The sequence below is a fragment of the Azohydromonas australica DSM 1124 genome (genome assembly GCF_000430725.1).
GTDB lineage: Bacteria > Pseudomonadota > Gammaproteobacteria > Burkholderiales > Burkholderiaceae_C > Azohydromonas > Azohydromonas australica.
In genome coordinates, this window is sequence record NZ_AUMO01000044.1 from 134,215 (window position 1) to 158,848 (window position 24,634).

21 protein-coding genes and 1 riboswitch are annotated in these 24,634 nt (G+C 72.1%); of the genes, 11 read left to right on the plus strand and 10 right to left on the minus strand.

What is annotated here, in order from left to right:
- Positions 1-491 precede the first annotated feature (491 nt).
- Positions 492-646: riboswitch (FMN riboswitch) on the plus strand.
- Positions 647-731: 85 nt separating this feature from the next.
- Together H537_RS0107930 and ribA are read left to right on the plus strand one after the other, a co-directional pair.
- Positions 732-1,229: a 6,7-dimethyl-8-ribityllumazine synthase gene (locus tag H537_RS0107930; RefSeq protein ID WP_028997473.1), complete on the plus strand. Its 498-nt coding sequence runs from the start codon at positions 732-734 to the stop codon at positions 1,227-1,229.
- Between the two features lie 14 nt (positions 1,230-1,243).
- The gene (gene ribA, locus H537_RS0107935) at positions 1,244-1,915 is read left to right on the plus strand and encodes a GTP cyclohydrolase II (RefSeq protein WP_028997474.1); all 672 of its coding nucleotides are present in this window, start codon (positions 1,244-1,246) and stop codon (positions 1,913-1,915) included.
- A gap of 45 nt (positions 1,916-1,960) precedes the next feature.
- On the opposite strand, the gene H537_RS0107940 is transcribed toward ribA, so the two are convergent.
- Positions 1,961-2,905: a LysR substrate-binding domain-containing protein gene (locus H537_RS0107940; RefSeq protein WP_043458387.1), complete on the minus strand. Its 945-nt coding sequence runs from the start codon at positions 2,903-2,905 to the stop codon at positions 1,961-1,963.
- An 89-nt stretch (positions 2,906-2,994) separates the two neighbouring features.
- On the opposite strand from H537_RS0107940, the gene H537_RS0107945 reads away from it, so the two are divergent.
- Positions 2,995-4,080 carry a tartrate dehydrogenase gene (locus H537_RS0107945; RefSeq protein ID WP_028997476.1) on the plus strand — a complete coding sequence of 362 codons (1,086 nt, stop codon included), beginning with the start codon at positions 2,995-2,997 and terminating at the stop codon, positions 4,078-4,080.
- Positions 4,081-4,192: 112 nt separating this feature from the next.
- On the opposite strand, the gene H537_RS41815 is transcribed toward H537_RS0107945, so the two are convergent.
- Positions 4,193-6,298 (minus strand): putative bifunctional diguanylate cyclase/phosphodiesterase, encoded by a 2,106-nt coding sequence (locus tag H537_RS41815; RefSeq protein ID WP_051242152.1) that lies wholly within the window; start codon positions 6,296-6,298, stop codon positions 4,193-4,195.
- Entirely contained in the window at positions 6,295-7,131 is an 837-nt protein-coding gene (locus H537_RS41820) for an alpha/beta fold hydrolase (protein ID WP_051242154.1), read from the minus strand. The genes H537_RS41815 and H537_RS41820 overlap by 4 nt, the downstream gene beginning before the upstream one ends.
- Before the next feature lie 289 nt (positions 7,132-7,420).
- Here H537_RS41820 and H537_RS0107960 point away from each other — a divergent pair, with 289 nt between their 5' ends.
- From H537_RS0107960 to H537_RS0107985, 6 genes are read left to right on the plus strand one after another with little or no spacing between them, the layout of a single operon-like run.
- Positions 7,421-7,897 (plus strand): GNAT family N-acetyltransferase, encoded by a 477-nt coding sequence (locus H537_RS0107960; protein ID WP_028997477.1) that lies wholly within the window; start codon positions 7,421-7,423, stop codon positions 7,895-7,897.
- Positions 7,898-7,918: 21 nt separating this feature from the next.
- Positions 7,919-8,968, plus strand: coding sequence for an HlyD family secretion protein (locus H537_RS41825; protein ID WP_051242156.1), 1,050 nt, complete (start codon positions 7,919-7,921; stop codon positions 8,966-8,968).
- Complete coding sequence (locus tag H537_RS0107970) at positions 8,965-10,746, plus strand: ATP-binding cassette domain-containing protein (protein ID WP_028997478.1); 1,782 nt, start codon at positions 8,965-8,967, stop codon at positions 10,744-10,746. The genes H537_RS41825 and H537_RS0107970 overlap by 4 nt, the downstream gene beginning before the upstream one ends.
- Positions 10,743-11,873 (plus strand): ABC transporter permease, encoded by a 1,131-nt coding sequence (locus H537_RS0107975; RefSeq protein WP_028997479.1) that lies wholly within the window; start codon positions 10,743-10,745, stop codon positions 11,871-11,873. The genes H537_RS0107970 and H537_RS0107975 overlap by 4 nt, the downstream gene beginning before the upstream one ends.
- Before the next feature lie 10 nt (positions 11,874-11,883).
- On the plus strand, positions 11,884-13,005 hold the full coding sequence (locus H537_RS0107980; protein ID WP_028997480.1) for an ABC transporter permease: 1,122 nt from the start codon (positions 11,884-11,886) through the stop codon (positions 13,003-13,005).
- A 35-nt stretch (positions 13,006-13,040) separates the two neighbouring features.
- A complete protein-coding gene (locus H537_RS0107985; protein ID WP_028997481.1) occupies positions 13,041-14,525 on the plus strand; it encodes an efflux transporter outer membrane subunit in 1,485 nt (494 codons plus the stop codon).
- Positions 14,526-14,560: 35 nt separating this feature from the next.
- Here the strand turns inward: H537_RS0107985 and H537_RS41830 are convergent, their stop codons facing one another.
- The 6 genes from H537_RS41830 to H537_RS52455 all read right to left on the minus strand — a co-directional run bounded on the left by H537_RS41830 (position 14,561) and on the right by H537_RS52455 (position 22,137).
- On the minus strand, positions 14,561-15,100 hold the full coding sequence (locus tag H537_RS41830) for a GNAT family N-acetyltransferase (RefSeq protein WP_238446629.1): 540 nt from the start codon (positions 15,098-15,100) through the stop codon (positions 14,561-14,563).
- A 67-nt stretch (positions 15,101-15,167) separates the two neighbouring features.
- Positions 15,168-16,307 (minus strand): hybrid sensor histidine kinase/response regulator, encoded by a 1,140-nt coding sequence (locus H537_RS41835; RefSeq protein ID WP_043458388.1) that lies wholly within the window; start codon positions 16,305-16,307, stop codon positions 15,168-15,170.
- Complete coding sequence (locus tag H537_RS0108000) at positions 16,304-16,897, minus strand: chemotaxis protein CheB (RefSeq protein WP_051242158.1); 594 nt, start codon at positions 16,895-16,897, stop codon at positions 16,304-16,306. The genes H537_RS41835 and H537_RS0108000 overlap by 4 nt, the downstream gene beginning before the upstream one ends.
- Complete coding sequence (locus tag H537_RS0108005; RefSeq protein ID WP_238446630.1) at positions 16,894-17,757, minus strand: CheR family methyltransferase; 864 nt, start codon at positions 17,755-17,757, stop codon at positions 16,894-16,896. Before H537_RS0108005 ends, H537_RS0108000 begins: the two co-directional genes overlap by 4 nt.
- On the minus strand, positions 17,754-20,939 hold the full coding sequence (locus H537_RS0108010) for a response regulator (protein WP_238446631.1): 3,186 nt from the start codon (positions 20,937-20,939) through the stop codon (positions 17,754-17,756). Before H537_RS0108010 ends, H537_RS0108005 begins: the two co-directional genes overlap by 4 nt.
- Positions 20,940-21,000: 61 nt before the next feature.
- Positions 21,001-22,137 (minus strand): metallophosphoesterase, encoded by a 1,137-nt coding sequence (locus H537_RS52455; RefSeq protein WP_028997485.1) that lies wholly within the window; start codon positions 22,135-22,137, stop codon positions 21,001-21,003.
- A 174-nt stretch (positions 22,138-22,311) separates the two neighbouring features.
- Here H537_RS52455 and H537_RS52460 point away from each other — a divergent pair, with 174 nt between their 5' ends.
- Both H537_RS52460 and H537_RS0108025 read left to right on the plus strand, forming a co-directional pair.
- Positions 22,312-23,271, plus strand: coding sequence for a DUF6685 family protein (locus H537_RS52460; RefSeq protein WP_051242162.1), 960 nt, complete (start codon positions 22,312-22,314; stop codon positions 23,269-23,271).
- 192 nt (positions 23,272-23,463) lie between these two features.
- Complete coding sequence (locus tag H537_RS0108025) at positions 23,464-23,976, plus strand: tellurite resistance TerB family protein (protein ID WP_028997486.1); 513 nt, start codon at positions 23,464-23,466, stop codon at positions 23,974-23,976.
- Positions 23,977-24,064: 88 nt separating this feature from the next.
- On the opposite strand, the gene H537_RS0108030 is transcribed toward H537_RS0108025, so the two are convergent.
- A partial coding sequence (locus H537_RS0108030; RefSeq protein WP_028997487.1) for a TRAP transporter large permease subunit occupies positions 24,065-24,634 on the minus strand: 570 nt, incomplete at its 5' end.

The following is a 24,634-nucleotide window of genomic DNA, read 5'->3' on the forward strand; positions in this document are numbered from 1 at the left end:
CGATTCACCTTCAGGTGACCATTCATGGGACTTTGACACGGTGACCATTTATGGGATCGAAACACCGCGTTCGGGCACCCTTGCCGCACGCTCCGAACCACGGCGGGGCGGTTTCCCGGGAGAAAACCCCGTCCGAAAGCTACGAAGGTGACCATGCATGGGATCTGGAACGGTGACTGACCATGGGATGCCACCTTGCAACTACCCCAGTGCCGGGCCGCCGCAGGGTGCTCCAAGCCGCGTTCCAAGCCCAAGGTGACCATTCATGGGATCGGTATGGGTCGCCGTGTCCCATAGCCCGTCACCTTGGCCCGCGGGCGAGACTGGAGAAGCCGCCCGCCGAGCCAATCGGTTGTTTACGCAACCGACGCCACCTCGCGCCGCCGGGGCGGCAGGCCAGGCTACGGTGCGCGAGCCGGAATCAAAGCCTATGCCGTCACGGGATTTTCCCCAGCTCCTAGAATGGCCAGGCCGGCGCCGCGAGGTGTCGGCAGCGTTCTCAGGGCGGGGTGGAATTCCCCACCGGCGGTATTCGCGGCCTGTGCCGCGTGAGCCCGCGAGCGCCCGGCACCTCATGGTGCCGGGGTCAGCAGACCTGGTGCGAAGCCAGGGCCGACGGTCACAGTCCGGATGAAAGAGATCGCGTTGCCGTGATGGCTCAGCGTTTGCGCGCGGCCATCGCGTGTGCGCGTGCATGCGCCCTGATTCTGGCAACCCTCGTCGTACGGACCATGAATCAGATTCCGACTTCCGCTTCCTCCCTCGCCACCGCCGGCCTGCGCATCGCCGTGGTCAGCGCCTCCTGGCACCGCGACATCGTCGAGCGTGCCCACGAGGGCATCGATGCCGAGCTGGCGCGCCAGGGCCTGGACCCGGCCGCCACCCTCACGCACTTCGCCGTGCCCGGGGCCTTCGAGATCCCGCTGCATGCGAAGAAGCTGGCCGAGAGCGGCCGCTTCGACGCCGTCGTCGCCTGCGGGCTGATCGTCAACGGCGGCATCTATCGCCACGAGTTCGTCACCAGCGCCGTCATCGACGGCCTGATGCGCGTGCAGCTCGACACCGGCGTGCCCGTGTTCTCCGCCGTGCTCACGCCGCGCGACTTCCACGACCACGAGGAGCACCGCAGCTTCTTCGCCACGCACTTCGTCAAGAAGGGCGAGGAGGTCACCAGCGCCTGCCTGGCCACGCTGCGGGGCCTGCGCCAGCTCCAGGCGCTGGCGCAGTGAACGGAGCGGCGGCCATGAAATCCGACGCTCCCGAAACGCTGCTGCCACAGGTCGAGCGCGGCCCCTCCGCGCGGCTGCCCACGCCGCACGGGGAGTTCGAGCTGGAAACCTGGCAGGACCATGGCAGCGGCACCGAGCACCTGGTGATTCGCAAGGGCGAGCTCGCCGGCGCGCAGGGCGTGCTGGTGCGCGTGCATTCCGAGTGCCTCACCGGCGACCTGCTGGGCTCGTTGCGCTGCGACTGCGGGCCGCAGCTGGAGCTGGCGCTGGCGCGCATCCAGCAGGCCGGGCAGGGTGCCGTGATCTACATGCGCGGCCACGAAGGCCGCGGCATCGGGCTGGCGCAGAAGCTGCGCGCCTACGCGCTGCAGGACCAGGGGCTGGACACGGTCGATGCCAACCTGGCGCTGGGCCACCCGGTCGATGCGCGCCGCTACGAGGCGGCCGCGGCGATCCTGCAGGCCCTGGGCGTGGCCTCGATCCGGCTCATGAGCAACAACCCGCTGAAGCTGCTGGCGCTGCGCGAGCACGGCATCGAGGTGGTGGAGCGCGAAAGCCACCAGACCGACGCCCAGACGCATAACGCCGCCTACCTGGCCACCAAGCGCGAGCGCCTGGGCCACCTGCTCGAAGGCGACGCGCCGGCGGCGGCTCCCGTCGCCGAGACGGCCGAAGCGGGCATTTGAGGGCGCGGCGCAGGCCCGGCACGGGAGCCGGGCCGCGTTCCGGGCTCATGCCCTTCCCGCGCCGGCGCCGGGCGCGGTTCGGGCCTGCGGGCCGGCGTTCCTGAACCACTGCGCCAGGAACTCCACTGCCACGCGCAGCTTGGCCGAGCGCTCCAGCCGCGTCGGGTACACGGCCCAGACGTTGGCCGGCTGGATGCAGCCGGGCAGCAGCTGCACGAGCCGCCCCTCGGCCAGCAGCGGCGCCACCTCCCACAGCGAGCGCAGCACGATGCCGTGCCCGTCCAGCGCCCAGCGCAGCGCGATCTCGCCGTGGTTGCTCGACAGCGGCCCCGACACTTTCAGCGCCTGCTCGCGTCCCTCGCAGCGCAGCTGCCACACGCCGAAAGGGTGGTCGCGCTCCTTGATCGCCAGGCAGTCGTGGCCTGCCAGCTCCGCCGGCGTGCGTGGCAGGCCGCGGCGCGCCACGTAGGCCGGCGCGGCGCACAGCACCCGGTGGTTGTCCGCCAGCCGGCGCTTGATCAGGTGCGGCGCCGCCTCGTCGCCCACGCGCACGTCCAGGTCGAAGCCCTCCGCCGCCACGTCGATCAGCCGGTCGAACACCTCCAGCCGCACCTGCAGCTGCGGATGCCGCTCCACCAGCGCGCCGATGGCCGGCGCCACCTGCTGGCGCCCGAAGCCGAAGCTGCTGCACACGCGCAGGCTGCCGCGCGGCTGCGCCCGCGTGCCGCCCACCTCCTGCAGCAGCTGGTCCAGGTCGTCCAAGATGCGCTGCGCCCAGCGCAGCACCCGGTCGCCGTCCTCGGTCAGCGCCACGCTGCGCGTCGTGCGGTGCAGCAGCCTCGTGCCCAGCTGCTGCTCCAGCAGCCGGATGCGCTTGCTGACGTAGGCGGGCGACACCTGCAGGTCGTCCGCCGCGGCGGTGAAGCTGCTCTTGCGCGCCACCACGCTGAACACGCGCAGGTCCTCGTTGGCCGGGGTGGAAGTGTTCACGTTGCGTGCATAAAGACTTCACAGGGAAGTGGATTATCGGCGCGGCGTGAATGGCTACGATGCGCCATCTATTCAACGGAGCACCCACCATGGCCCAGGACAAGAGCTACAAGATTGCCGTCATCCCTGGCGACGGCATCGGCAAGGAAGTGATGCCCGAGGGGCTGCGCAGCGTGCAGGCCGCGGCCGACAAGTTCGGCATCGCGCTGGAGCTCGCGCACATCGACTGGGCCAGCTGCGACTACTACCAGGCGAACGGAAAGATGATGCCGGACGACTGGAAGGCCCAGCTCCAGGGCATGGACGCCATCTTCTTCGGCGCCGTGGGCTGGCCGGCGATCGTGCCGGACCACGTCTCGCTGTGGGGCTCGCTGCTGAAGTTCCGCCGCGAGTTCGACCAGTACATCAACCTGCGCCCGGTGCGGCTGTTCGAGGGCGTGCCCTGCCCGCTGGCCGGGCGCAAGGCCGGCGACATCGACTTCTTCGTGGTGCGCGAGAACACCGAGGGCGAGTACACGAACCTGGGCGGACGCATCTACGAGGGCACCGAGCGCGAGATCGTGATCCAGGAGTCGGTGTTCTCCCGCCACGGCACCGAGCGCGTGCTCAAGTACGCCTTCGAGCTGGCGCAGTCGCGCGCGCGCAGGAAGCTCACCGTCGCCACCAAGAGCAACGGCATCGCGGTGAGCATGCCCTGGTGGGACGAGCGCGCCGACGAGATCGGCCGCCGCTACCCGGAGGTGGCGGTGGACAAGCAGCACATCGACATCCTCAGCGCCCGCTTCGTGCTGCAGCCCGACCGCTTCGACGTGGTCGTCGCCAGCAACCTCTTCGGCGACATCCTGTCGGACCTGGGCCCGGCCTGTACCGGCACCATCGGCCTGGCGCCTTCGGCCAACCTCGACCCCGAGCGCCGCTTCCCCTCGCTCTTCGAGCCCGTGCACGGCTCGGCGCCGGACATCTACGGCCAGAACATCGCCAACCCGGTGGCCATGGTCTGGTCCGGCGCGCTGATGCTGGACTTCCTCACCCACGGCCAGGGCGCCGGGCGCGCGGCGCACGATGCCATCGTCAACGCCATCGAGACCGTGCTGCGCGAGGGCCCGCGCACGCGCGACCTGGGCGGCAGCGCCAACACCACCGAGATGGGCCAGGCGATCGCGGCGCTGATCTGATTCCAGTTCGTCTTCCAGGCTGAGACAAATCCCGTTCGCCCTGAGCTTGTCGAAGGGCAGGCGCCCGGATCTCGGCGCAGGGCTTCGACAGGCTCAGCCCGAACGGGCTACTTCACTCTTCAGTCTGTAGCGCCGGGCCGAGCTGCAGGCGCCGCAGCAGCGCCTCGGCGTCGCCCGCTTCCACCGCCTTGGAATACAGCCAGCCCTGCGCCCGCGCGCAGCCCAGCGAGCGCAGCGTGCGGGCCTGGGCCTCGGTCTCCACGCCCTCGGCCACCACTTCCAGGCTCAGCACCTGCGCCACTTCCAGCGCCGCCTTCACCACCGCGAGGTGGTAGGGGCTCGTCTCGATCTCGTTGATGAAGCTGCGGTCGAGCTTGACCTGCTGCACCGGCAGCCGGTGCAGCGCCGCCAGCGAGGAGTAGCCCGTGCCGAAGTCGTCCAGCGACAGCCGGCAGCCCAGCTCGCGCAGCCTGTGCAGCACCTGCAGCGAGCCGTCGTCCTCGGCCATGGCCAAGCTCTCCGTCACCTCCAGCTGCAGCCGCTGCGGCGGCATGCCGATCTCGGCCAGCAGCTTCTCCACGCGCGCGGGCAGCGCCGCGTCCGTGAGCTGCGCGCGGCTGACGTTGACCGACAGCCGCTGCCGCGCCGCCGGCGCGCGCGCGTTCCAGGCCACGAACTGCGTGCAGGCCTGGCGCAGGATCAGCTCGCCCAGCACCGCGATCTGCCCGCTGTCTTCCGCCACCGGGATGAAATGCGCCGGGTTGATGAAGCCGTGCTCGGGGTCGCGCCAGCGCGCCAGCGCCTCGAAGCCGGTGATCGCCCCGCTGGCGATGTCCACGATCGGCTGGAAGACCGGGAACACCCGGCCCTCGATCGCCAGCGCATGGCGCAGCCGGTTCTCCAGCGTCATGGCGCTGGCCACGCGCTGCTGCATCTCGGGCTCGAACAGCACCCAGCGGCTGCGCCCGCCGCGCTTGGCCTCGTACATGGCCGTGTCCGAGTCCCGCAGCAGCTGCTCGGGATCGCTGTGCGGGCCGGCCAGCACCACGCCCATGCTGACCGTCAGCACCAGTTCCTGGCCGCTCAGCTGGTAGGGCTGGGCCAGCGTGCGCACCAGCCGCTCCGCCAGCGTGGCCGCGTCGGCGGGGGTCCGCACGCCGTCGGCGATCACCACGAACTCGTCGCCGCCCAGGCGCGCCGCCACGTAGGGGTCCGCACCGCCGGCCACGCTGGCCGCGTCCCGCTCCTGCTTCGCGATCACGTCGCCCGGGCGCAGGCAGCCGCGCAGCCGCTGCGACACCATCCGCAGCAGCTGGTCGCCCAGCGCGTGGCCCAGGCTGTCGTTGATCTGCTTGAAGCGGTCGCAGTCCATGAACAGCATCGCGAAGGGCCGCTGTTCCATCAGGCGCTGCGCCAGCTGCGACAGCAGCCCGCTGCGGTTGAACAGCGAGGTCAGGCTGTCCGTCTCGGCCCGCCAGGTCAGCTCGTGCAGCAGGCGCTCGCGCTCGGTCACGTCCACGAGCACGCAATGCCAGGGGCCCGCCGCCATGCGCCGCTGCGCGGCCAGTTCGATGCGGCGCTGCGGCCAGCGCCGCGGCTGCAGCACCACCAGCCAGCGGGGCGTGTCCTGGCGTTCCGCCTGCTCCAGGGCGTCCTGCAAGGCCTGGCGGCTCTCCGGGGTGAGGCTGTCCAGCAGTGCCGCCGCATCGGCCAGCACCTGGGTGTAGGTGACGCCCAGGAGGTCCAGCAGCGGGCCGCTGGCGTACGGGAACTGCACCTGCCCGCCCACGGGCTGCACCTGCAGGATGGCGCCCGGCATCGCGTCCAGGCTGTCCTGCGCCCGGCGCAGCTGCGCCATCAGCTGCGCGCGCTCGGCGCCCGGCACCACCATCACGACGTAGGCCTGCCCGCCGGGGCCGTCGCGCCGGCGCCAGAAGCTCAGGAGCTGCACGGGCTCGGAACCCTCGTTCCATACCTCCAGCACCACCTCGTCCAGCACGCCGGTGTTGCCCAGCGCGGGCCAGATGGTCAGCTCCCACAGCACCCGGTACGCCGAAGTCAGCCGCTCGTTGATGAAGCCTGCGGGCAGGCAGCGCCCCGGCTGGCCGGGCAGCGCGGCCGGGGCCAGCAGCCGCCCCTGGGCATCGACCTGCCAGGTGGCGACCGGCAGCTCCGGGGTGCTGCCGGCCGCCAGGGACTGATCGGAATCCGCGCTCACGCCGTCCCTCCATCACCGCCGCCGCGCCAGCGGGCGTGCCGGAGCAGGACGCCGGCCACCTCCTCGGGCTCGCTGACATGCGGGCAGTGGCCCTGGGCCTGCAACGCCACGAGCCGGCCGAGGGGCAGGTGCCGGTGCAGCCAGTCGTTCACGCCGGGAGGCACCAGCGCGTCGTTGCGGCAGGGCAGCACCAGCGTGGGTACCCGGACCAGAGGAATGGCGGGCCGCACGTCCATCAGGAAGGTGGCCCGGGCCCAGCGCACGGCGATGGTGGGGTCCATCAGGCAGAACTGCGCCTCCAGCTCCAGGGCCAGCGCCGGGCGCTCGGGGTTGCCCATCACCAGCGGCGCCATGGCCTTGGCCCAGGCGTTATGCCCCTCGGCCAGCTCGCGCACCAGCGTGTCCAGCTGCGCCAGCTCGAAGCCGCCCGGGTAGTCCGGCAACTCGTTCAGGAAGCAAGGCGAGGGCGCCAGCATCGCCAGCTGGCCGAACAGCCCGGGCGCGCGCGCGGCAGCCAGCGCGCCGATGGAGGCTCCCACCGAATGGCCCACGTACACCACGTCGGGCAGCGCCAGCTCGTCCAGCAGCGCGATCAGGTCGTCGGCGTAGCCGTCCAGGGTCTGGTGGCGCAGAGGGTCATAGGCATCGGCCTGCGCGTGCCCCGCGCCCGGCCAGTCGAACAGCAGGCAGCGCGAATCGGCGGCCAGCAGCCGCGCGGCCGGGTACCACATGCTCTGGTCGCAGCCATAGCCGTGGCCCAGCAGGAACGTGGTCGTGCCCGTGTATCCAGCCGGCTTTATCTCCCGGACGTTCAGTTTTTTCCTCAGCGACACCAGTGCCCTCCTTTCACTGCCAAGTTCACTTGGTCACCTTGACGGTCACCCTACTTCGGCTGTTTTTCCTCAATGTTGATGCAGCACATACCCTTTTGCAGCTGGCGGCCCCGCCGCGACAGTTGCGCGGATTCATGCCGGCCTGCGAGTGGCTTGGCCGAGCGCAAGACCGGCGCAAGGCGCAGCCGCTAGGGTGGGGCTGACGCCAGGGCGGTACGCGGACAGGCGAGGGCGCGTCCAGACGGCCTCGCCCCGGGCGCCCGGCCCCTGCTTCCGATTCCGTTTCCAGATGCCCCAGCCCGTCCTCATCCGCGAAAGCTCGCTGCCCGCCGACAGCGCCCGCCTCCAGTGCGTCATCCGCGAGTACGTCGCCTGGCTGGGCCCGGACCTGTCCTACCGCGGCTTCGACGCCGAGATGGCCGACTTCGACCGCACCTACACCCTGCCCAGCGGCACCTTCTTCCTGGCCGAAAGCGGTACCGAAGCCGCCGGCTGCGCCGGGCTGCTGCGCCATGGCACCGAGGTGGCGGAGCTCAAGCGCGTCTTCGTGCGGCCAGCCTTCCGGGGCCACGACCTGGGCCGGCGGCTGGTCGAGGCCGTCATCGCCAAGGCGCGTGCGCTGGGCCTGCGCCGTCTGGTCCTGGACGCCGTGCCGCAGACCGTCCACGCGCAGCAGCTTTACGAGCGCATGGGCTTCGAGGAAACGGCGCCGTACTACGACGCGGTGCTGCCGGGCACCCGTTTCTTTGCCATGACACTCCGCTGACCCTGCCACCGCCGCCTCTCCATGACCAAGAAGATCGCCGTTCTCGCCCTCCTGCTGGCGCTGCTCGCCGCCGCGGTGCTGGGCTGGCGCCGGCTCCACCCGCCGGTGGACACGCGGCAGCTCACGCTCTACGGCAACGTGGACATTCGCCAGGTGTCGCTCGCCTTCGAGGGCAGCGACCGCGTGGCGCAGATGCGGGTGGAGGAGGGCGAGCACGTGCAGGCCGGGCAGGTGCTGGCGGTGCTGGACACGCGCACCGCCACGCTGCGGCTGGCGCAGGCCGAGGCCCAGGCCGCGGTGCTGGAGCAGGCGCTGCGCGCGCTACGCAGCGGCAGCCGGCCGGAGGAGATCGGCCAAGCCGCGGCGCAGGTGGCGGGCGCGCAGGCCGAGGCACAGCGCGCCCGGCTGCAGCTCGAACGCCTGGAAGGCGCCGCGGCCGGCACGGACGGCCGCGGCGTCAGCCCGCAGGACCTGGACAACGCCCGCGCCCAGGCGCGCGTGGCGCTGTCGCGGCTGGAAGCCGCACGCCAGGCCGAGCGCCTGGCCCGGCTGGGCCCGCGCCGCGAGGACGTCGCCCGCGCCGAGGCGCAGCTGCGCGCCGCGCAGGCCGAAGCCGCGCTGCTGCGCCACCAGATCGCGCTGGCCGAGCTCAAGGCGCCGCAGGCCGCGGTCGTGCGCGCGCGGCTGCTGGAGCCGGGCGACATGGCTTCGCCGCAGCGCCCGGCCTACACGCTGGCGCTGACCGACCCCAAGTGGGTGCGGGCCTACGTCAGCGAGCCGCAGCTCGGCCGCATCCGCCCCGGCATGGCGGCGGGCGTGAGCACCGACGCCGCACCCTCGGAAACCATTCCCGGCCGCATCGGCTTCATCTCCTCGGTGGCGGAGTTCACGCCCAAGTCGGTGCAGACCGAGGCACTGCGCACGGAGCTGGTCTACGAGATCCGCGTCCGGGTGGACGACCCGCAGGACCGCCTGCGCCTGGGCATGCCGGCCACGGTGCGCATCGACCTGGGCGCGGCGGACGCCCCGGCCGCGCCCGCCGCTTCGGCCGCCTCCGCCGCCTCGCGATGAGCCCCGATCCCGCACCGGCGGTGGCCGCGCGCGGCATCCACAAGGCCTTCGACGACCGTGCCGCCAAGCGCCGGGTGCAGGCGCTGCAGGACCTCACGCTGGAGGTGCCGCGCGGCGCGGTGACGGCGCTGGTGGGCCCGGACGGCGCCGGCAAGACCACCTTCATGCGCCTGGTCGCCGGGCTGATGTCGCCGCAGGCCGGCACGCTCCAGGTGCTGGGGCTGGACGTCACGGCGCAGCCGCAGGCCGTGCAGGACCGCATCGGCTACATGCCGCAGCGCTTCGGGCTGTACGAGGACCTGAGCGTGCAGGAGAACCTGGACCTCTACGCCGACCTGCATGCCGTGCCGCCGGCGCAGCGCGGCCGGCGCTTCGAACAGCTGCTGCACATGACGGACCTCGCCCGCTTCACCGCGCGCCCGGCCGGCAAGCTCTCCGGCGGCATGAAGCAGAAGCTGGGGCTGGCCTGCACGCTGGTGCGCTCGCCGGAACTGCTGCTGCTGGACGAGCCCACGGTGGGCGTGGATCCGCTGTCGCGCCGCGAGCTGTGGGAGATCGTGCAGCGCCTCGTGGACGACGAGCGGCTGACGGTGCTGCTGAGCACCTCGTACCTGGACGAGGCCGAGCGTTGCGCGCAGGTGCACGTGCTGCACGAGGGCCGGCTGCTGGCCGGCGGCACGCCCGCGCAGCTGCGCGCGCCGGCGCAGGGCCTGTGCTTCGTGGCCGCGCCCGCGCCGGGCGAGCCTGCGCGCGCGCTGCAGGCGCGGCTGCTGGACCGGCACGATGCGGTGCTGGACGCCGTGCCCAGCGGTGGCCGGGTGCGGCTGATCCGCCGCACCGGCGCCGACGACGCCGCTCTGGGGCTGGCGCCCGGCCAGGCGCAGCCCGTGCAGGCGCGGCTGGAGGACGGCTTCATGCTGCTGCTGCGCGCGCGCGGTGGATCGCCGGCGGTGGCGGACGCGCCGGTCTTCGACAGCCCGGCGCGCTCAGCAGCAGCGCCCGGCGACGGCGCGCCGGTGATCGAGGTGCAGGACCTGGTGCGCCGCTTCGGCGACTTCGTGGCCGTGGACCGCACCACCTTCAGCGTGCGGCGCGGCGAGATCTTCGGGCTGCTGGGCCCCAACGGCGCGGGCAAGACCACCACCTTCCGCATGCTGTGCGGGCTGCTGCCGGCCAGCAGCGGCCAGGCGCGCGTGGCCGGGCTGGACCTGCGCCGTGCCCGCGCCGCGGCGCGCCAGCACATCGGCTACGTGGCGCAGAAGTTCTCGCTCTACGCCAACCTGTCGGTGGCGGAGAACCTGCGCTTCTTCGGTGGCGCGTACGGCCTGCACGGGCGGCGCCTGCGCGAGCGCATGGACGCCGTGCTGCAGCAGTTCGAGCTGCGCGGCCACGAGGCGCAGCCGGCCGGGCAGCTGCCCGGCGGCATCCGCCAGCGGCTGGCGATGGCGGTAGGGCTGCTGCACGAGCCGGAGATCCTGTTCCTGGACGAGCCCACCAGCGGCGCCGACCCGCTGGCGCGGCGCGGCTTCTGGCGCCGCATCACGGCGCTGGCGGCCACGGGCATCACCATCGTCGTGACCACGCACTTCATGGAAGAGGCCGAGTACTGCGACCGCATCGTGATCCAGGACGGCGGCCGGCTGCTGGCGCTGGGCACGCCGCAGGAGGTGCGCCGCCAGGCCGGCGAGACCGACGCGCAGCGCCTGGACATGGAGCAGGCTTTCATCGGCATCGTCGAGCGGGCCCGCGTCGCAAGGCAGCCCGAGCGCGCGGCATGAGCGACGGCGGGTTCTGGCGCCGGCTGCGCTCGCTGGTGCGCAAGGAGTTCCGCCAGCTGCTGCGCGACCGCAGCAACCTGCTGGTGGGCCTGGGGCTGCCGATCGTGCTGATCCTGATCTTCGGCTACGGCCTGACGCTGGACGTGCGCAACGCGCGGCTGCTGCTGGCGCTGGACGACGCCTCGCCCGCGGTGCTGGAGGTCATGGCCGCGCTCGACGGCTCGCCCTACATGGCCGCCACCCGCGCGCCCTCGCTGCCGCAGGCGCTCGCGGCGCTGCAGGCGCACCAGGCGGACGCGCTGGTGCACGTGCCGGCCGACTTCTCGCGCCGCCTGGCCGCCGGCGACGCGCGGCTGCACCTGCTGCTGCAGGGCGGCGACCCGATCCGCGCCGCGGCCATCCAGGGCTACGTCGAAGGCGCGGTGGCGGTGTGGGGGCTCAAACGGCTGGACCGCGCGGGCGTGCGCGCCGGCACCGGCGGCGGCGTGGTGGTGGTGGACCGGATGTGGTTCAACGCCGCCAACAACAGCACCTGGTACCTGGTGCCGGGGCTGATCGTGCTGATCATGACCCTCGTGGGCACCTTCCTCACCGCGCTGGTGATGGCGCGCGAGTGGGAGCGCGGCACGCTGGAAGCGCTCTTCGTCACGCCGGTGCGGCCGGTGGAAGTGCTGCTGGCGAAGATCGTCACCTACTTCGTGGTCGGCATGGTGGGCCTGGCGCTGTGCCTGGCCGCGGCGCGCGGGCTCTTCGGCGTGCCGCTGTACGGCTCGCTGGCGGTGCTGCTGCTGGCGAGCATGCTGTACATGGTGGTGTCGCTGGGCATCGGGCTGCTGATCTCCGCTTTCACGCGCAACCAGTTCCTGGCCAGCCAGATCGCCATCCTCGCGAGCTTCATGCCCGCGCTCATGCTCTCGGGCTTCGTGTTCGACCTGCGTAACGTGCCGCTGGCGGTGCGCATCGCGGGCCACGTGCTGCCGGCGACCTACTTCATGGAGCTGGTCAAGACGCTGTTCCTGGCCGGTGACCAGTGGGGGCTGATCCTCAAGGACGGCGCCATCCTGGCCGCCTACGCCGTGGGGCTGCTGGCGCTGGCGCGCGCGGTCACGCGCAAGCGGCTGGACTGAAGGACGACCCATGCCTGCATCGCTGCTCGACATCCTGCGCCGCCTGGCGAACCTGTGCCGCAAGGAACTGCTGGCCGTGCTGCAGGACCCGGCCAGCCGCGTGGTGCTGGTGGTGCCGGCCCTCCTGCAGAGCCTGCTCTTCGGCTACGGCGCCACCTTCGACCTCACGGACGTGCCCTACGCGGTGCTGGACCAGAGCCGCGGCGAGGCCTCGACCCGGCTGCTGGCGCACCTGGACGGCACGGGCGTGTTCCAGCGCGTGGCGACGCTGCAGGCGCCGCGGCAGATGGCCGAGGTGATCGACGCCGGCGATGCGCTGCTGGTGCTGCATTTCCCGCCGGACTTCGAGCGGCGCCTGTCGGCGGGCCAGCCCGCGCCGCTGCAGCTGGTCCTGGACGGGCGCAACTCCACCACCGCCGGCAACGCCGCGGCGCAGGTGCGCGCCGTCGTGGCGGCGTTCAACGCCGCGCTGCCCGGCGCCGCGAAGCCGCCGGTGACGGTGCTGTCGCGCGCCTGGTTCAACCCCAACCTGGAGACGCGCTGGAACATCATGCCGGGGCTCATCGCCTCGCTGAGCATGCTGCAGGTGATGATGCTGGCCGCGCTGTCGGTGGCGCGGGAGCGCGAGCAGGGCACCTTCGACCAGCTGCTGGTGACGCCCTACACGCCGCGCATGCTGCTGGTGGGCAAGGCGCTGCCGTCGATGCTCATCGGGCTGCTGCAGTCCTCGCTGATCCTGCTGGTGGCGCGCTTCTGGTTCGGCATTCCGATGGTGGGTAGCCCCTGGACGCTCTATGCCGGGCTGCTGCTGTTCACGCTGGCGGTGGTGGGCACGGGCCTGTCGATCTCCGCGCTGTCGGCCAACATGCAGCAGGCGATGCTCTACACCTTCGTGCTGCTGATGCCGCTGGTGCTGCTGTCCGGCCTGGCCACGCCGGTGCGCAACATGCCTGAGGCGTTCCAGGTCGCCACCTACGCCAACCCGCTGCGCTTCGCCATCGACCTGGTGCGCCGTGTCTACCTCGAAGGCGCGACGCTGGCGCAGGTGTGGCGGGACCTGGTGCCTTTCCTCTGCGTGGCCGCCGTCACGCTGCCGCTGGCGGGCTGGCTGTTCCGCCGCCGCCTCGTCTGAGCCCTGCGATTTCCGCTTCCCCGCCCCGTGCTTCCATGTACCGCTCCTGCCTCCTTCCCTTGGCTGCCGCGCTGGCGCTGCTGGCGGGCTGTGCCGCCGTCGGACCGGATTTCCACCCAGCCGCGCCCGCCGCCATGGCCCAGCGGCCCACGAGCGCGCCGGACCTCGCCAGCGACGTGCCGCTGGGCGAGCAGGCGCTGCCGCAGCGCTGGTGGACGGTGTTCGGCGACCCGGTGCTGGACGGCCTGCAGGCGGGGCTGCTGGAGAACAGCCTGGACCTGCGCAACGCCGCGCTGCGCTTCGCGCAGAGCCGGCTGCAGCGCAGCGTGGTGGCTTCGCAGGAGCTGCCGCACGTGGACGCGCGGGCGCAGGCCACGCGTCAGCGCCAGAGCGAGCACGGGGCCGAGACGCGGCTGGTGCAGGCCATTGGCGGTGCCAACCGGCAGGCGCTCACCGAGCTGCTGGCCGAGCCCTTCCCGCTGTACCAGGCGGGCTTCGACGCCTCGTGGGAGCTGGACCTGTGGGGACGGGTGCGGCGCAGCGTCGAAGCCGCCGACGCGGGTGTGGAGGCCGCCGATGCGCTGCTGGCGCAGGCGCGGCTGGCGCTGTGCGGCGAGCTGGCGCGGACCTATTTCAACCTGCGCCTGGCGCAGCGGCAGCAGGCGCTGCTCGACGAGCAGGTGGCCGTGGCGCGGGACACGCTGGGGCTGTTGGAAAGCCAGGCGGCGCACGGGCTGATTCCCGACGACGAGGTGCTGGCCCAGCGCGCCCGCGTGGCGGAGCTGCAGGCGCAGCGCCCGCCGCTGCGCGCGCGCGAGGCGGCGCAACTCAACCAGCTCACGACCCTGAGCGGCACGCTGCCGGGCACGCTCAACGAGGCGCTGGCCCCGCTCCCGTTGCCTGCTACCGACGCAGTGCCGGCGCTGCCGGACCTGGCGCTGGGCCTGCCGTCGGCGCTGGCGCGCCGGCGCCCGGACCTGCGCGCTGCGGAGGCGCAGCTGCATGCGGCCACGGCCGACATCGGCATCGCGGTGGCCGACCTGTATCCGCGCATCGCGCTGGGCGCGGGCGCGGGGCTGCAATCCATCGAGGCCGGGCGCTTCGGCGACTGGAGCGCGCGCACCTGGCAGGTCGGCCCGGTGCTGAGCCTGCCGCTGTTCGACCACGGCCGCCGCCGCGCCACCGTGGAGCTGCGCAAGCTGCAGCAGCAGCAGGCCGCGGTGGCCTACCAGCAGGCGGTGCTCAAGGCCTGGCAGGAGATCGACGACGCGCTGGCGGACTACGCCGCGGAGCGCCAGCGCCGCGCGCAGTTGCAGGCGCGGCTGGACGAGCGTCGGCGCGCCTGGGCGCTGGCGCAGGGCCGCCGCGCCAACGGCCTCAGCAGCGAGCTGCCGGTGCTGCAGGCGCGGCAGGCCTGGCTCCAGTCGCGCGCCGACCTGGCCGATAACGAATCCAGGCTGAATACCGCGCTGGTGGCGGTGTTCAAGGCGGTGGGGGGCGGGATGGAGGGGGGCGAGTAAGGAGTGGGGAGGCGCCTATCAGCGCGCGCTGGCCGCTACGCCGGCACGGCCGATGGGACTGCAGCCGTCATCAGCCGCGCGTCCGGACCGTAGCTGCGCAGCTTCTCCCGCTGCTTCGGCCCGTCCGCCGGCACCGCTTCGAAACCTTGGCGTTGCCAGTAGGGCGCGGAGCCGTTGACGGCAGTGAGGGACAGCGCCTGCAGGCCCGCCGCCGCCGCGCGCTCGCGCAGGCACGCAAGCAGCGCCGCCGGCGCGCCCAGGCCGCGCGCCGCGGGCAGCAGGGCGACGTCGTGCAGGTACCAGCTCAGCGGCTGCGGCGGCAGCGCGCCCAGCAGCGTGTCCAGGGCGGGCGGCTCGCCGCGCCAGGGATGGCTGATGCAGTAGCCGAGCGGCCCGCCGCCGTCCTCGAGCACCAGGCAGCCGCCGGGATGCAGCGCCAGCCGCTCGGCGAAGACTTCATCGCGCTCTGGGTAGCCGGGATGGACCTCGGCGGCGATGCGCAGCACGGCGGGCAGATCCGCCGGCGCCATGGCGCGCCAGCGCGGCGTGGGCGTCGGAAAGGGGTGAAAGGTCACGTGCGGGCAAAAGGCGGGATTCTCGCCCGCCCTGCCAGCCGCCCCGGTGCGCGGCGTCCCGCGCGTCTCAGATCCCGCGCGGCAGCACGCCTTCCACCTCCACGCCCCGCGCCGTGTTGCGGCCTTCCACGCGCCCGCCGTGCGCGGCCACGAACTGCTGGACGATGAACAGGCCCAGTCCCAGGCCGCCGCTGCGTCCCTCCTGCGCGCCCTTGAAGGGGTCGAACAGGCGCGGCAGCGCGTCCTCCGGGATGTGCCCGGCGTTGCGCACCACGAAGCGCAGCGACTGCGCATCGCCGCCGTCGAGCACCAGCTCCACCAGCTGCTCCGGCTCGCCGTGCTGCAGCGCGTTGCCCACGAGGTTGGAGAACACCTGCGCCATGCGGTCGGCATCGAAGCGCCCGCGCTGGTCGCCCATCACCAGCAGTTCCACGCGGGCCCCGGGATGCGCCTGCCGCAGCTCGGCCACGGCGGCGTCGGCCACGGCGCGCAGGTCGTGCGGCTGCGGGTCCAGTGCCAGCGTGCCGGAGCGGATGCGCGAGAAGTCCAGCAGCTGGTTGATCATCTGCGACATGCGCCGGCCGCTGTCCTTGACGCGCTGCGCCGCGCGCCGGGCCGTGTCGTTGGCCGCCAGGTGCTTGAGCACCTCCGCGCTCATCAGCATCGCCGACAGCGGCGTGCGCAGGTCGTGCGAGAGCACGGCCATCATCACCTCGTTGAGCTTGAGCATCCGCTCCAGCGCCTCGTTGCGCTGGCGCAGCAGCCGGCGCTGGCGGTGCAGCTCCACGAACACGCGCACCTTGCCCTGCAGCACGTGCGGCTCCAGCGGCTTGTGCAGGAAGTCCACCGCGCCGGCCTCGTAGCCGCGGAACAGCCGCAGCGGGTCGCCCGGCGCGGCGGTGACGAAGATGATGGGGATGTCGCGCGTGCGGCTGGAGCCGCGCATGAGCTCGGCCAGTGTGAAGCCGTCCATCTCCGGCATGTGCACGTCCAGCAGCGCCAGCGCCACGTCGTCGTGCTCCAGCAGCAGCTCCAGCGCCTGCGCGCCCGAGGACGCGGTGAGCAGTTGCAGCCCGGGCTGCTGCAGCAGCGCCTGCATCGCCAGCAGGTTCTGCGGCACGTCGTCCACGACCAGCAGCTTCACCGGCTCGGCATCGGCGGCCGCGGCGTCGTCGCGGGGATCGTGGGGAGATTCCAGGGCGTTCATTCGGATCGGGCCGCCAGACGGCGGCACATCTGGTCGAGGGTGAGCACGGCGTCGGCGCCGGCATGGGCCAGCGCCGCGGCGGGCATGGTGGCGGCGCTGGCGCTGGCGGGGTCCTGCACCCACGCTTGGCCGCCGCGGCGGCGCACGGCCGCCAGCCCGGCGCTGCCGTCGGTGCTGGCGCCGGTGAGCAGCAGCGCCAGCAGGCGCGGACCGTAGGCGGCGGCGGCGGATTCGAACAGCGGGTCGATGGCCGGGCGCGAGAACAGCACCGGGTCGTCCACCGACAGCGCCAGGCAGCGCTCGGGCTCCACCAGCAGGTGGTAGTCCGGCGGCGCCAGCGTGACGGTGCCGCCGCGCACGGGCTGCTTGTCCAGCGCCTCGGCCACCGGCAGCGCGCAGGCCGCGCCCAGCAACTCGGCCATGAGGCTCTCGCGGCCGGGGGACAGGTGCAGCACCACCAGCACCGCGGGTGGGAAATCGGCGTCCAGCGCGCCCAGCAGCGCCTGCAGCGCGTGCACGCCGCCGGCGGAGGCGCCGATCACGACGGCATCGGCGTCGCGTCGGGGGATGAAGTCGAGCGGCGGCGTCATGGGAGCTTCCGGTAGAGGCGCTGCGCCGGGCACCAGTCCTCGAAGGCGCCGGCGTGCGCGCTGAAGCTCAGCGTTTCCCGGTTGCCCAGGCCCAGGAAGCCGCGGCGCACCAGTGCCTCTCGGAACAGGCCCAGCGCCCGGTCCTGCAGCGCGCGGTTGAAGTAGATCAGCACGTTGCGGCAGGACACCAGGTGCACCTCGGAGAACACGCTGTCGGTGGCCAAGCTGTGGTCGGCGAAGACCACCTGGCGGCGCAGCGCGCGGTCGAACACCGCGCCGTGCGGCGAGGTGGCGTAGTGGTCCGAGAGCGAGCCCGTGCCGCCGGCGGCCAGGTAGTTGCGGCTGAAGTCGGCCATGCGCTCCAGTGGGTACACGCCGCGCTCGGCCTGGCGCAGCACGGCCGGGTCGATGTCGGTGGCGTAGACGATGCTGCGCTCCAGCAGCCCCTCCTCGGCCAGCAGCACGCACAGCGACCACACCTCCTCGCCGCTGCTGCAGCCCGCTACCCAGAGCTTGAGCGAGGCGTAGGTGCGCAGCAGCGGCGCCACCTGCTCGCGCAGCGCGCGCCAGTAGGGCGGGTCGCGGAACATCTCCGACACGTGCACGGTGAGGAAGCGCAGCGCCTGCTGGAACAGCGGCGGCTCGCGCAGCAGCCGGTGCTGAAATTGCGCCACGCTGGCGCAGCCGAAGTGCTCCAGCGCCTGGCGCACGCGCCGGCGCATGGAGGCGATGGCGTAGTCGCGGAAGTCGTGCTGCCAGCGCAGGTACACCGCCTCCAGCAACAGCTTGACTTCCAGGTCGAACAGCTCGGGGTCCTCGTCGTCCGGGTCCATCAGCGGGTCGGGGCAAGCGGTGTTCATTTCGGGCACCAGACGCGGCACAGCGAGATCAGCCGCTCCACGTCGATGGGCTTGGCGATGTAGTCGTTGGCGCCGGCTTCCAGGCAGCGCTCGCGGTCCTCGGGCATGGCCTTGGCCGTGAGCGCGATGATGGGCAGCTCCGCCCAGCGCGGCTCGGCGCGGATGCGGCGCATGGCTTCCAGGCCGTCCATCTCCGGCATCATGATGTCCATCAGCACCAGGTCAATGTCCTGGCGCTCCAGCCGCTGCAGCGCCTCGCGCCCGTTGCGCGTGATCTCCAGCCGCACGCCCAGCGGCTCCAGCACGCTGGAGAGGGCGAAGATGTTGCGCGCATCGTCCTCGGCCAGCAGCACGCGGCGCCCGTCGAGCACGCTGTCGCGCTTGAGCGCGCGGCGCAGCATCTGCTGCTGCTCCGGCGGCAGCGCCGATTCCACGCTGTGCAGGAACAGCGTCACCTCGTCGAGCAGCCGCTCCGGCGAGCGCGCGCCCTTGACGATGATCGACTTGGAGTAGCGCCGCAGCCGCTGCTCCTCGTCGCGGGTGAGGGTGCGGCCGGTGTAGACGATCACGGGCGGGAAGGCGCGGTCCTCCATGGCCGCCATGCGGTCCAGCAGGTCGTAGCCGCTGCCATCGGGCAGCGCCAGGTCCGTGACCATGCAGTCGAAGTTGTGGGCGCGCAGCGCCTGCAGCGCCTCGGCCATGGTGCCCACGGCCGTGATCTCCAGCGAGCCGTCGGCCAGCAGCTTGCGCAGGCTCTCGCGCAGCGTGGCGTCGTCTTCCACGATCAGCAGCCGGCGCAGCGGCTGCTGCAGCCGCTGCTCGATGGCGCCGATGGCGTGCGCCAGCGCCTCCTGCGTCGCGGGCTTCATCAGGTGCCCCACCGCGCCCAGCTCCATCGCCGTCTGCCCACGCTCCAGCGCGGAGGCGGTGTGCACCGGCACGTGGCGCGTGGCGGGGTCGCGCTTGAGCTGCTCCAGCACCGTCAGGCCCGAGCCGTCGGGCAGCATGATGTCCAGCAGGATGCCCTGCGGCTTCAGCTCGCGCGCCAGCCGCAGCGCCTCGGCGGCGGTGGGCGCGATCACGCCGTCGAAGTCGTGCTCGTGCACCAGCCGCAGCATGGCCTGCGAGAACACCGGCTCGTCCTCGACGATGAGGATCAGGCGCCCCGGACGGCCGCGCTGGTCGCGGTCGTCGCTCGCCTGGGCCGCGGCGGGCTGCGGCTGCACAGGCACGGGTGCCGGCGCGGCGGCCGTTTCCGCGGGCGCCGCACGGCCGGCTGCCGGAGCCCGTGCCGGCGCTGCGGGGGCCGCGGTGCCGCGCGTCCCATGGCTTTCCACCTTGGCCATGGCCGGCGGCGGCAGCGGGCCGGCCGTGGGCGCCGCCTGCGCCAGGGCTTCGGCCTGCGCCGTCATGTCCACCGGCAATTCCAGGCTGAAGGTGCTGCCGCGGCCGGGCTCGCTCTGCAGCATGATGTCACCGCCCATGCGCCGCGCCAGCTCGCGCGCAATGGACAAACCCAAACCCGTGCCGCCGTACTTGCGGCTGGTGCTGCCGTCGGCCTGGCGGAAGGCTTCGAAGATCACCTCCTGCTGCTCGCGCGCGATGCCGATGCCGGTGTCGCGCACCGCAAAGCGCACGCGCGTGCCCTCGGCGGCGGGCTCCACGCGCAGCGACACCTCGCCGCGGTCGGTGAACTTCACCGCGTTGGCCAGCAGGTTGCGCAGCACCTGCTGCAGCCGCTGGCGGTCGCCCACGATCTGCGCCGGCGTGCCCGGTGCCAGCTCCACGCTGAAGTGCAGGCCCTTCTGCCGCGTCATGGGCTCGAAGGTGGTCTTCTTGCGCTCCAGCAGGTCGGCCAGCGCGATGGGCTCGGCGGACAGGTCAGCGTGGCCGGCCTCGATCTTGGAGAGGTCCAGGATGTCGTTGATCAGCACCAGCAGGTCGTTGTTGGCCTCGAACACGGCCCGCGCGTACTTCACCTGCTCGGCGCTGAGATTGCCCTCGCGGTTGTCGGCCAGCAGCTTGGTGAGGATCAGGGCGCTGTTGAGCGGCGTGCGCAGCTCGTGCGACATGTTGGCCAGGAACTCGGACTTGTAGCGGCTGGCCTCCTCCAGGCGCTGCGCGTAGTCCTTGAGATCGGTCTGGGCGCGCACCAGGTACTGCTTCTGCCGCTCCAGCGCCTGGGTCTGCTCCTCCAGGCGCACGTTGCTCTGCTCCAGCTCGGTCTGCTGCACCTCCAGCCGCGCCTGCGAGTCCTGCAGCGCCCGGGTGTGCTCTTCCAGCTCCTCGTTGGTGACGCGCAGCTCCTCCTGCTGCGTCTGCAGCTCCTCGCTCTGGCGCTGCGTTTCCTCCAGCAGCTCCTGCAGGCGCTGGCGGTACACGGCGGTGCGCAGTGCCAGGCCCAGGGACTCGCCGCAGGCGGCCAGCAGCTCCAGCTCGCGCGGCTGCGGCGGCTCGCGGCGCACCAGGCCCAGCTCGATCAGGCCGCAGGGCCGGCCGTCGGCCGTCAGCGGCGCCAGCATCAGGTGCCGCGGGATGCTGCGGCCCAGTGTGGTGGTCAGGTCCAGGTGGCCGGGCGGCACATCGGCCACGGCACGCGGCCCGGCGCCGGCCTGCAGCAGCTCGCCCGCCAAGCCGTGGCGCACCGAGAGCTGCTGCGGCAGCGTGGCCTCTTCAACGCCATGGCTGCCCGCGAGGTGAAGGTGATCGCTTTCGAGCCAGTACAGCGCGCCCACCTGCGCGCCGGTGAAGTCGCACAGCGCCTGGGCCGCCGAGTGGCCCAGCTCGGCGGCCGAGCGCTGCTCGCCCAGCAGAGCCCGGCCGACCTGCGCCTCGCCCTGTTGCAGCCACAGCAGCTGCGAAATCTGCTGGCGCGTGGTCAGCACGCGCCAGATCACGCCGGCCACCAGCAGCTCGGTGAACGCGCCGACGCTGCGGTTGAACAGCGACAGCGACGGATTGATGCCGTGCGGCGACAGCCAGATGCCCAGGTAGCACAGCAGCGCCGAGGCCACGCCGAAGACCAGCGGCACCGAGGGACGGGACTGGAACAGCGTGACGCCAATGGGCAGGAAATACAGCGCCCACACGCTATAGCCCAACGGGGTGAGTGCGTCGGTCACCAGGACGGCCACCAGCAGCACGAAGGAAAGGACGAGGGAGTTGTTGTCTCTGGTCAACACGGGCACACGCAAGTCAAACCTGCGCCTAGAGCAATTTGAGTGCCCGCAAGGGTATAGCGCTTCAGCCCCGCGCCAGCCGGATCAGCGTCAGCTCCGTGCGCGTGCCGAAGCGCACCGGCGGCCCCCAGCTCCCCGTGCCGGCGTTGACGTAGACCCACATCCTCCCCAGCCGCGACAGGCCCGCGACGTGCGGCGCGTGCACCATGCGCACGGCCAGCGTCCACGGGAAGAACTGGCCGGCGTGGGTGTGGCCGGAGAGCTGCAGGTCGAAGCCGGCCTGCGCGCCCAGCCGGGTCAGGGCCGGGTTGTGCGCCAGCAGGATGCGCAGCGCCGGCCCCTCCTCGGGCGCGGACGCGAGGTCCGGGCGCGGCACGGCGCGCGGCTCGGAGAGCTGCAGCGCCGGATCGACCACGCCGCCCACCACCACCTTCGCGTCGCCCCGGCGCAGCAGCAGGTGCTCGTTGAGCAGCACCTGCAGGCCCAGCGAGCGGAAGTGCTCGATCCAGCGCCGCGCGCCCGAGTAGCAGTCGTGGTTGCCGAGGATGAAGACGCTGCCGTGCGCGGCGCGCAGCTCGCCCAGTGGCGCGACGTGCGGCGCCAGCCGCGCCGGGGCGCCGTCCACGATGTCGCCGGTGAGCACGACCAGGTCCGGCCGCAGCGCGTTGCTGCGCTCCACCACGTGGCGCACGTAGCGCCGGCCGATGGTCGGGCCCACGTGCAGGTCGCTGATCTGCACGATCTGGAACCCTTCCAGCGCCGGCGCCAGGCCCTCGATGGGAATGGTCACCCGCCGCAGGCTGGGCCCGCGCAGCGCCACCAGCGCCCCGATGCCCAGCGCCGCCAGCGAGCCGGCGAAGACCACTGGCACGCCGATGGTCCGGGCCGCCGCGGCCAGGCCCTGCGCGCCGGCGAGATGGGCCAGGCCCAGCACCAGGTCGCGCGCCAGCGTCAGCAGCAGCAGGAAGTTCAGCCAGCCCGCGCACACGTAGGCCGCGGCATGCAGCAGCTCGTCCCCGCGCCGCGTGCTCTCGCGTCCGCCCACCCAGTACACGCAGGGCACGAGCCAGACCAGCAGGCAGGGCACGAACAGCAGCGCGCGCGCCGCGGCCGTGTCGGTCAGGCGCCAGGCGAGGTAGGCATAGCCGAACGCGATGATCGCGCTCAGCGTGAGCATGAAAGGACTGAGGAAACGCTTCATGGAGGCGGGCGGCGAGGTTGGCAACGCACTGTTTCGATCCGGGACCGCCACCGCGGCGGAGGAGCCCCCGATCCGCGCCATCATCGCGCCCGGCAAATCGAGGCCGCCCCGATCGGGGCTTCGGCGCGGCAGCAGGGAGGCTGCGCGGCGGCGGCCCATAGCAAGAGGAAGTCCATGCTCAACAAAGCTCTGTCCTTCGCCACCGACCGGGTGCGCGAGCAGTTCGGCGTGCCGGTCACGCTGCGGCGCTTCCTGGCCGGGCAGGCGCAGGGCCTGCAGGTGCCGCTCGAACCCGCGCCCGATGCGCTCTGGCTGGGCAGCGTGCCCCGGTGGCACGAGTGGGGCCAGGCCGGCGCCGGCCGGGGCGAGGCCTTCAAGGCCGGAGAGGTCACGGGCTGGCGCGCCGGCCGGCACTTCGGCTACCACGCCACGCGCGAGGTGCTGCCGGACCTGGCGGCCTTCGGCAGCTGCACGCGCACGCCGCGCTGGCGCTGCGACATCCAGGACGTGGCCGGCCTGCAGGCTTCGAAGTCCGAGCTGCTGAAGTTCGACAGCCTGGACGCGTTGGCGCAGCGCGGCGCGCGCTCGATGGCCAGCGAGGTGACGCGCTCGAAGCTCTCCGCGCTGCTGGCGCATCGGGACCTGCGCTTCCTGCGCCAGCCCAAGGCCTCGGAGCACTTCGTGCGCTACTTGTGGGACGGCCGGCTGTTCCTGGCCAACGGCGGCGGCACGCTGCGCTTTGCCGCCGCGCGCTGGATTGCCGGTCGCATCGGGCTGCCCGTGCCGCTGAGTGCCGACTTGCACAGCGGCTCCATCGAGCCGCTGGCGGTGAGCGGGCTGCGGCGCCACTACGAGCTGTTCGCCATCAGCACGCGCGACCCCGCGCTGGCCGCCGGGCTGCACGAGGGCTTGCGCCGGCTGCGCGCGCCGTACTTCAGCAAGCCGCTGCCGGCGCCATATGCCGACGCGCAGGTGCTGTTGCTGCCGCGCGGCGACAAGCGCGCCCTGGTGGCGGCGGCCGAGCTGCGCGCGGCCGGGCTGCCCGATCTGGGCAAGCACCTGTCGGCGCTGGTGCTGCGGCAGCACATGAACCTCGTTCGACAGGGCGAGGGCACGCAGGCGATGGCAGCATGAGCGGATGCCAGCTGCCTCTGAAAACCCGTGAATTTTCTCGATGAATTCCATCGAGAGAAACAGCTTTTCTCGAATCATCGATCCCGCAACAATGCGTTGGTCGGCGGTTGAAGCAACCAGGCCGGCGACCAAGGCCGGTGCGCATCCCGCGCGCCGGCACATCAAGACGAACCTGCTACCAAGGAGATCGATTTGGGCCTTTTCGACATGTTCAAGAGCGACTCGGGCGAGAAGATGACGCCGCACAAGGCGCTGGCCACCAGCCTTCTCTACATGATGTCCGCCGATGGCGAGATGGACCACGAGGAAATCGGCCACCTGCTGTCCGTGCTGGGCGGGCAGGACAGCGGCAACGGCACCGTCGGTGTCGGCGCGCAGAACCAGGCGCTGCTGGACAGCGCGCTCAAGTACCGGCGCTCGCACACGGTGGAGCAGTTCCTGTCCGAAGCCACGCCGCTGCTCAGCGATGCGCAGCGCATGTGCATCCTGGTGAACCTCATCGACTCGTCGCTGTCCGACGGCCAGCCCGAGCCCGAGGAGCAGGTGCTGTTCGGCAAGTTCCTGCAGGCCTTCGGCGTGTCCGAGACGCGCTTCAAGCCGTTCTTCGAAGTGATCGTGCTCAAGAACGACCGTTCGGTCTTCACGCGCCAGGACCATCCCAGCAACGCCGCGGGTTACCAGGTCAAGCTCAGCGTGCCGGCCTGATGAAGCAAGAACGCCCGTGCCATGGGCACGGGCGTCGGGAAGGGCCGGCACATGCCGGCCCTTTTCATTGGTGCGAGCCGCCCCGGCTTCAGCCGGCGAACCAGCGCGCCGGCACGGTGACGATGGAGGGGAAGAACACCATCAGGAACATGACGATGAACTGCGCGGTCATGAACGGGATGACGCCACGGGTGACCTCGTCCATCTTCATGCGGCCCACGCCGGCCACGACGTTGAGCACGGTGCCCACCGGGGGCGTGATCAGGCCGATGGCGTTGTTGATGATGAACAGCACGCCGAAGTAGACCGGATCGATCCCCGCGGCCTTGATCACGGGCATGAGCACCGGGGTCATGATCAGGATGGTGGGCGTCATGTCCATGGCGGTGCCCACGGCCATGACCAGGAACATGATGGCGATGAGCAGCAGCGTCTGGTTGCCCATGAAGGGCTCCAGCAGGCTGATCATCTGGCTGGGGATGTCGGCCACGGTGATGAGCCAGGCCGAGACCATCGCGGCGGCCACCAGGAACATGATCACGGCGGTGGTCTTGGCCGCCGAGACGAACACGCCGTAGAGCTGGTTGAGCTTCATCTCGCGGTACACCAGCATCGACACCAGCAGCGCGTACACGGCGGCCACCACGGCGGCCTCGGT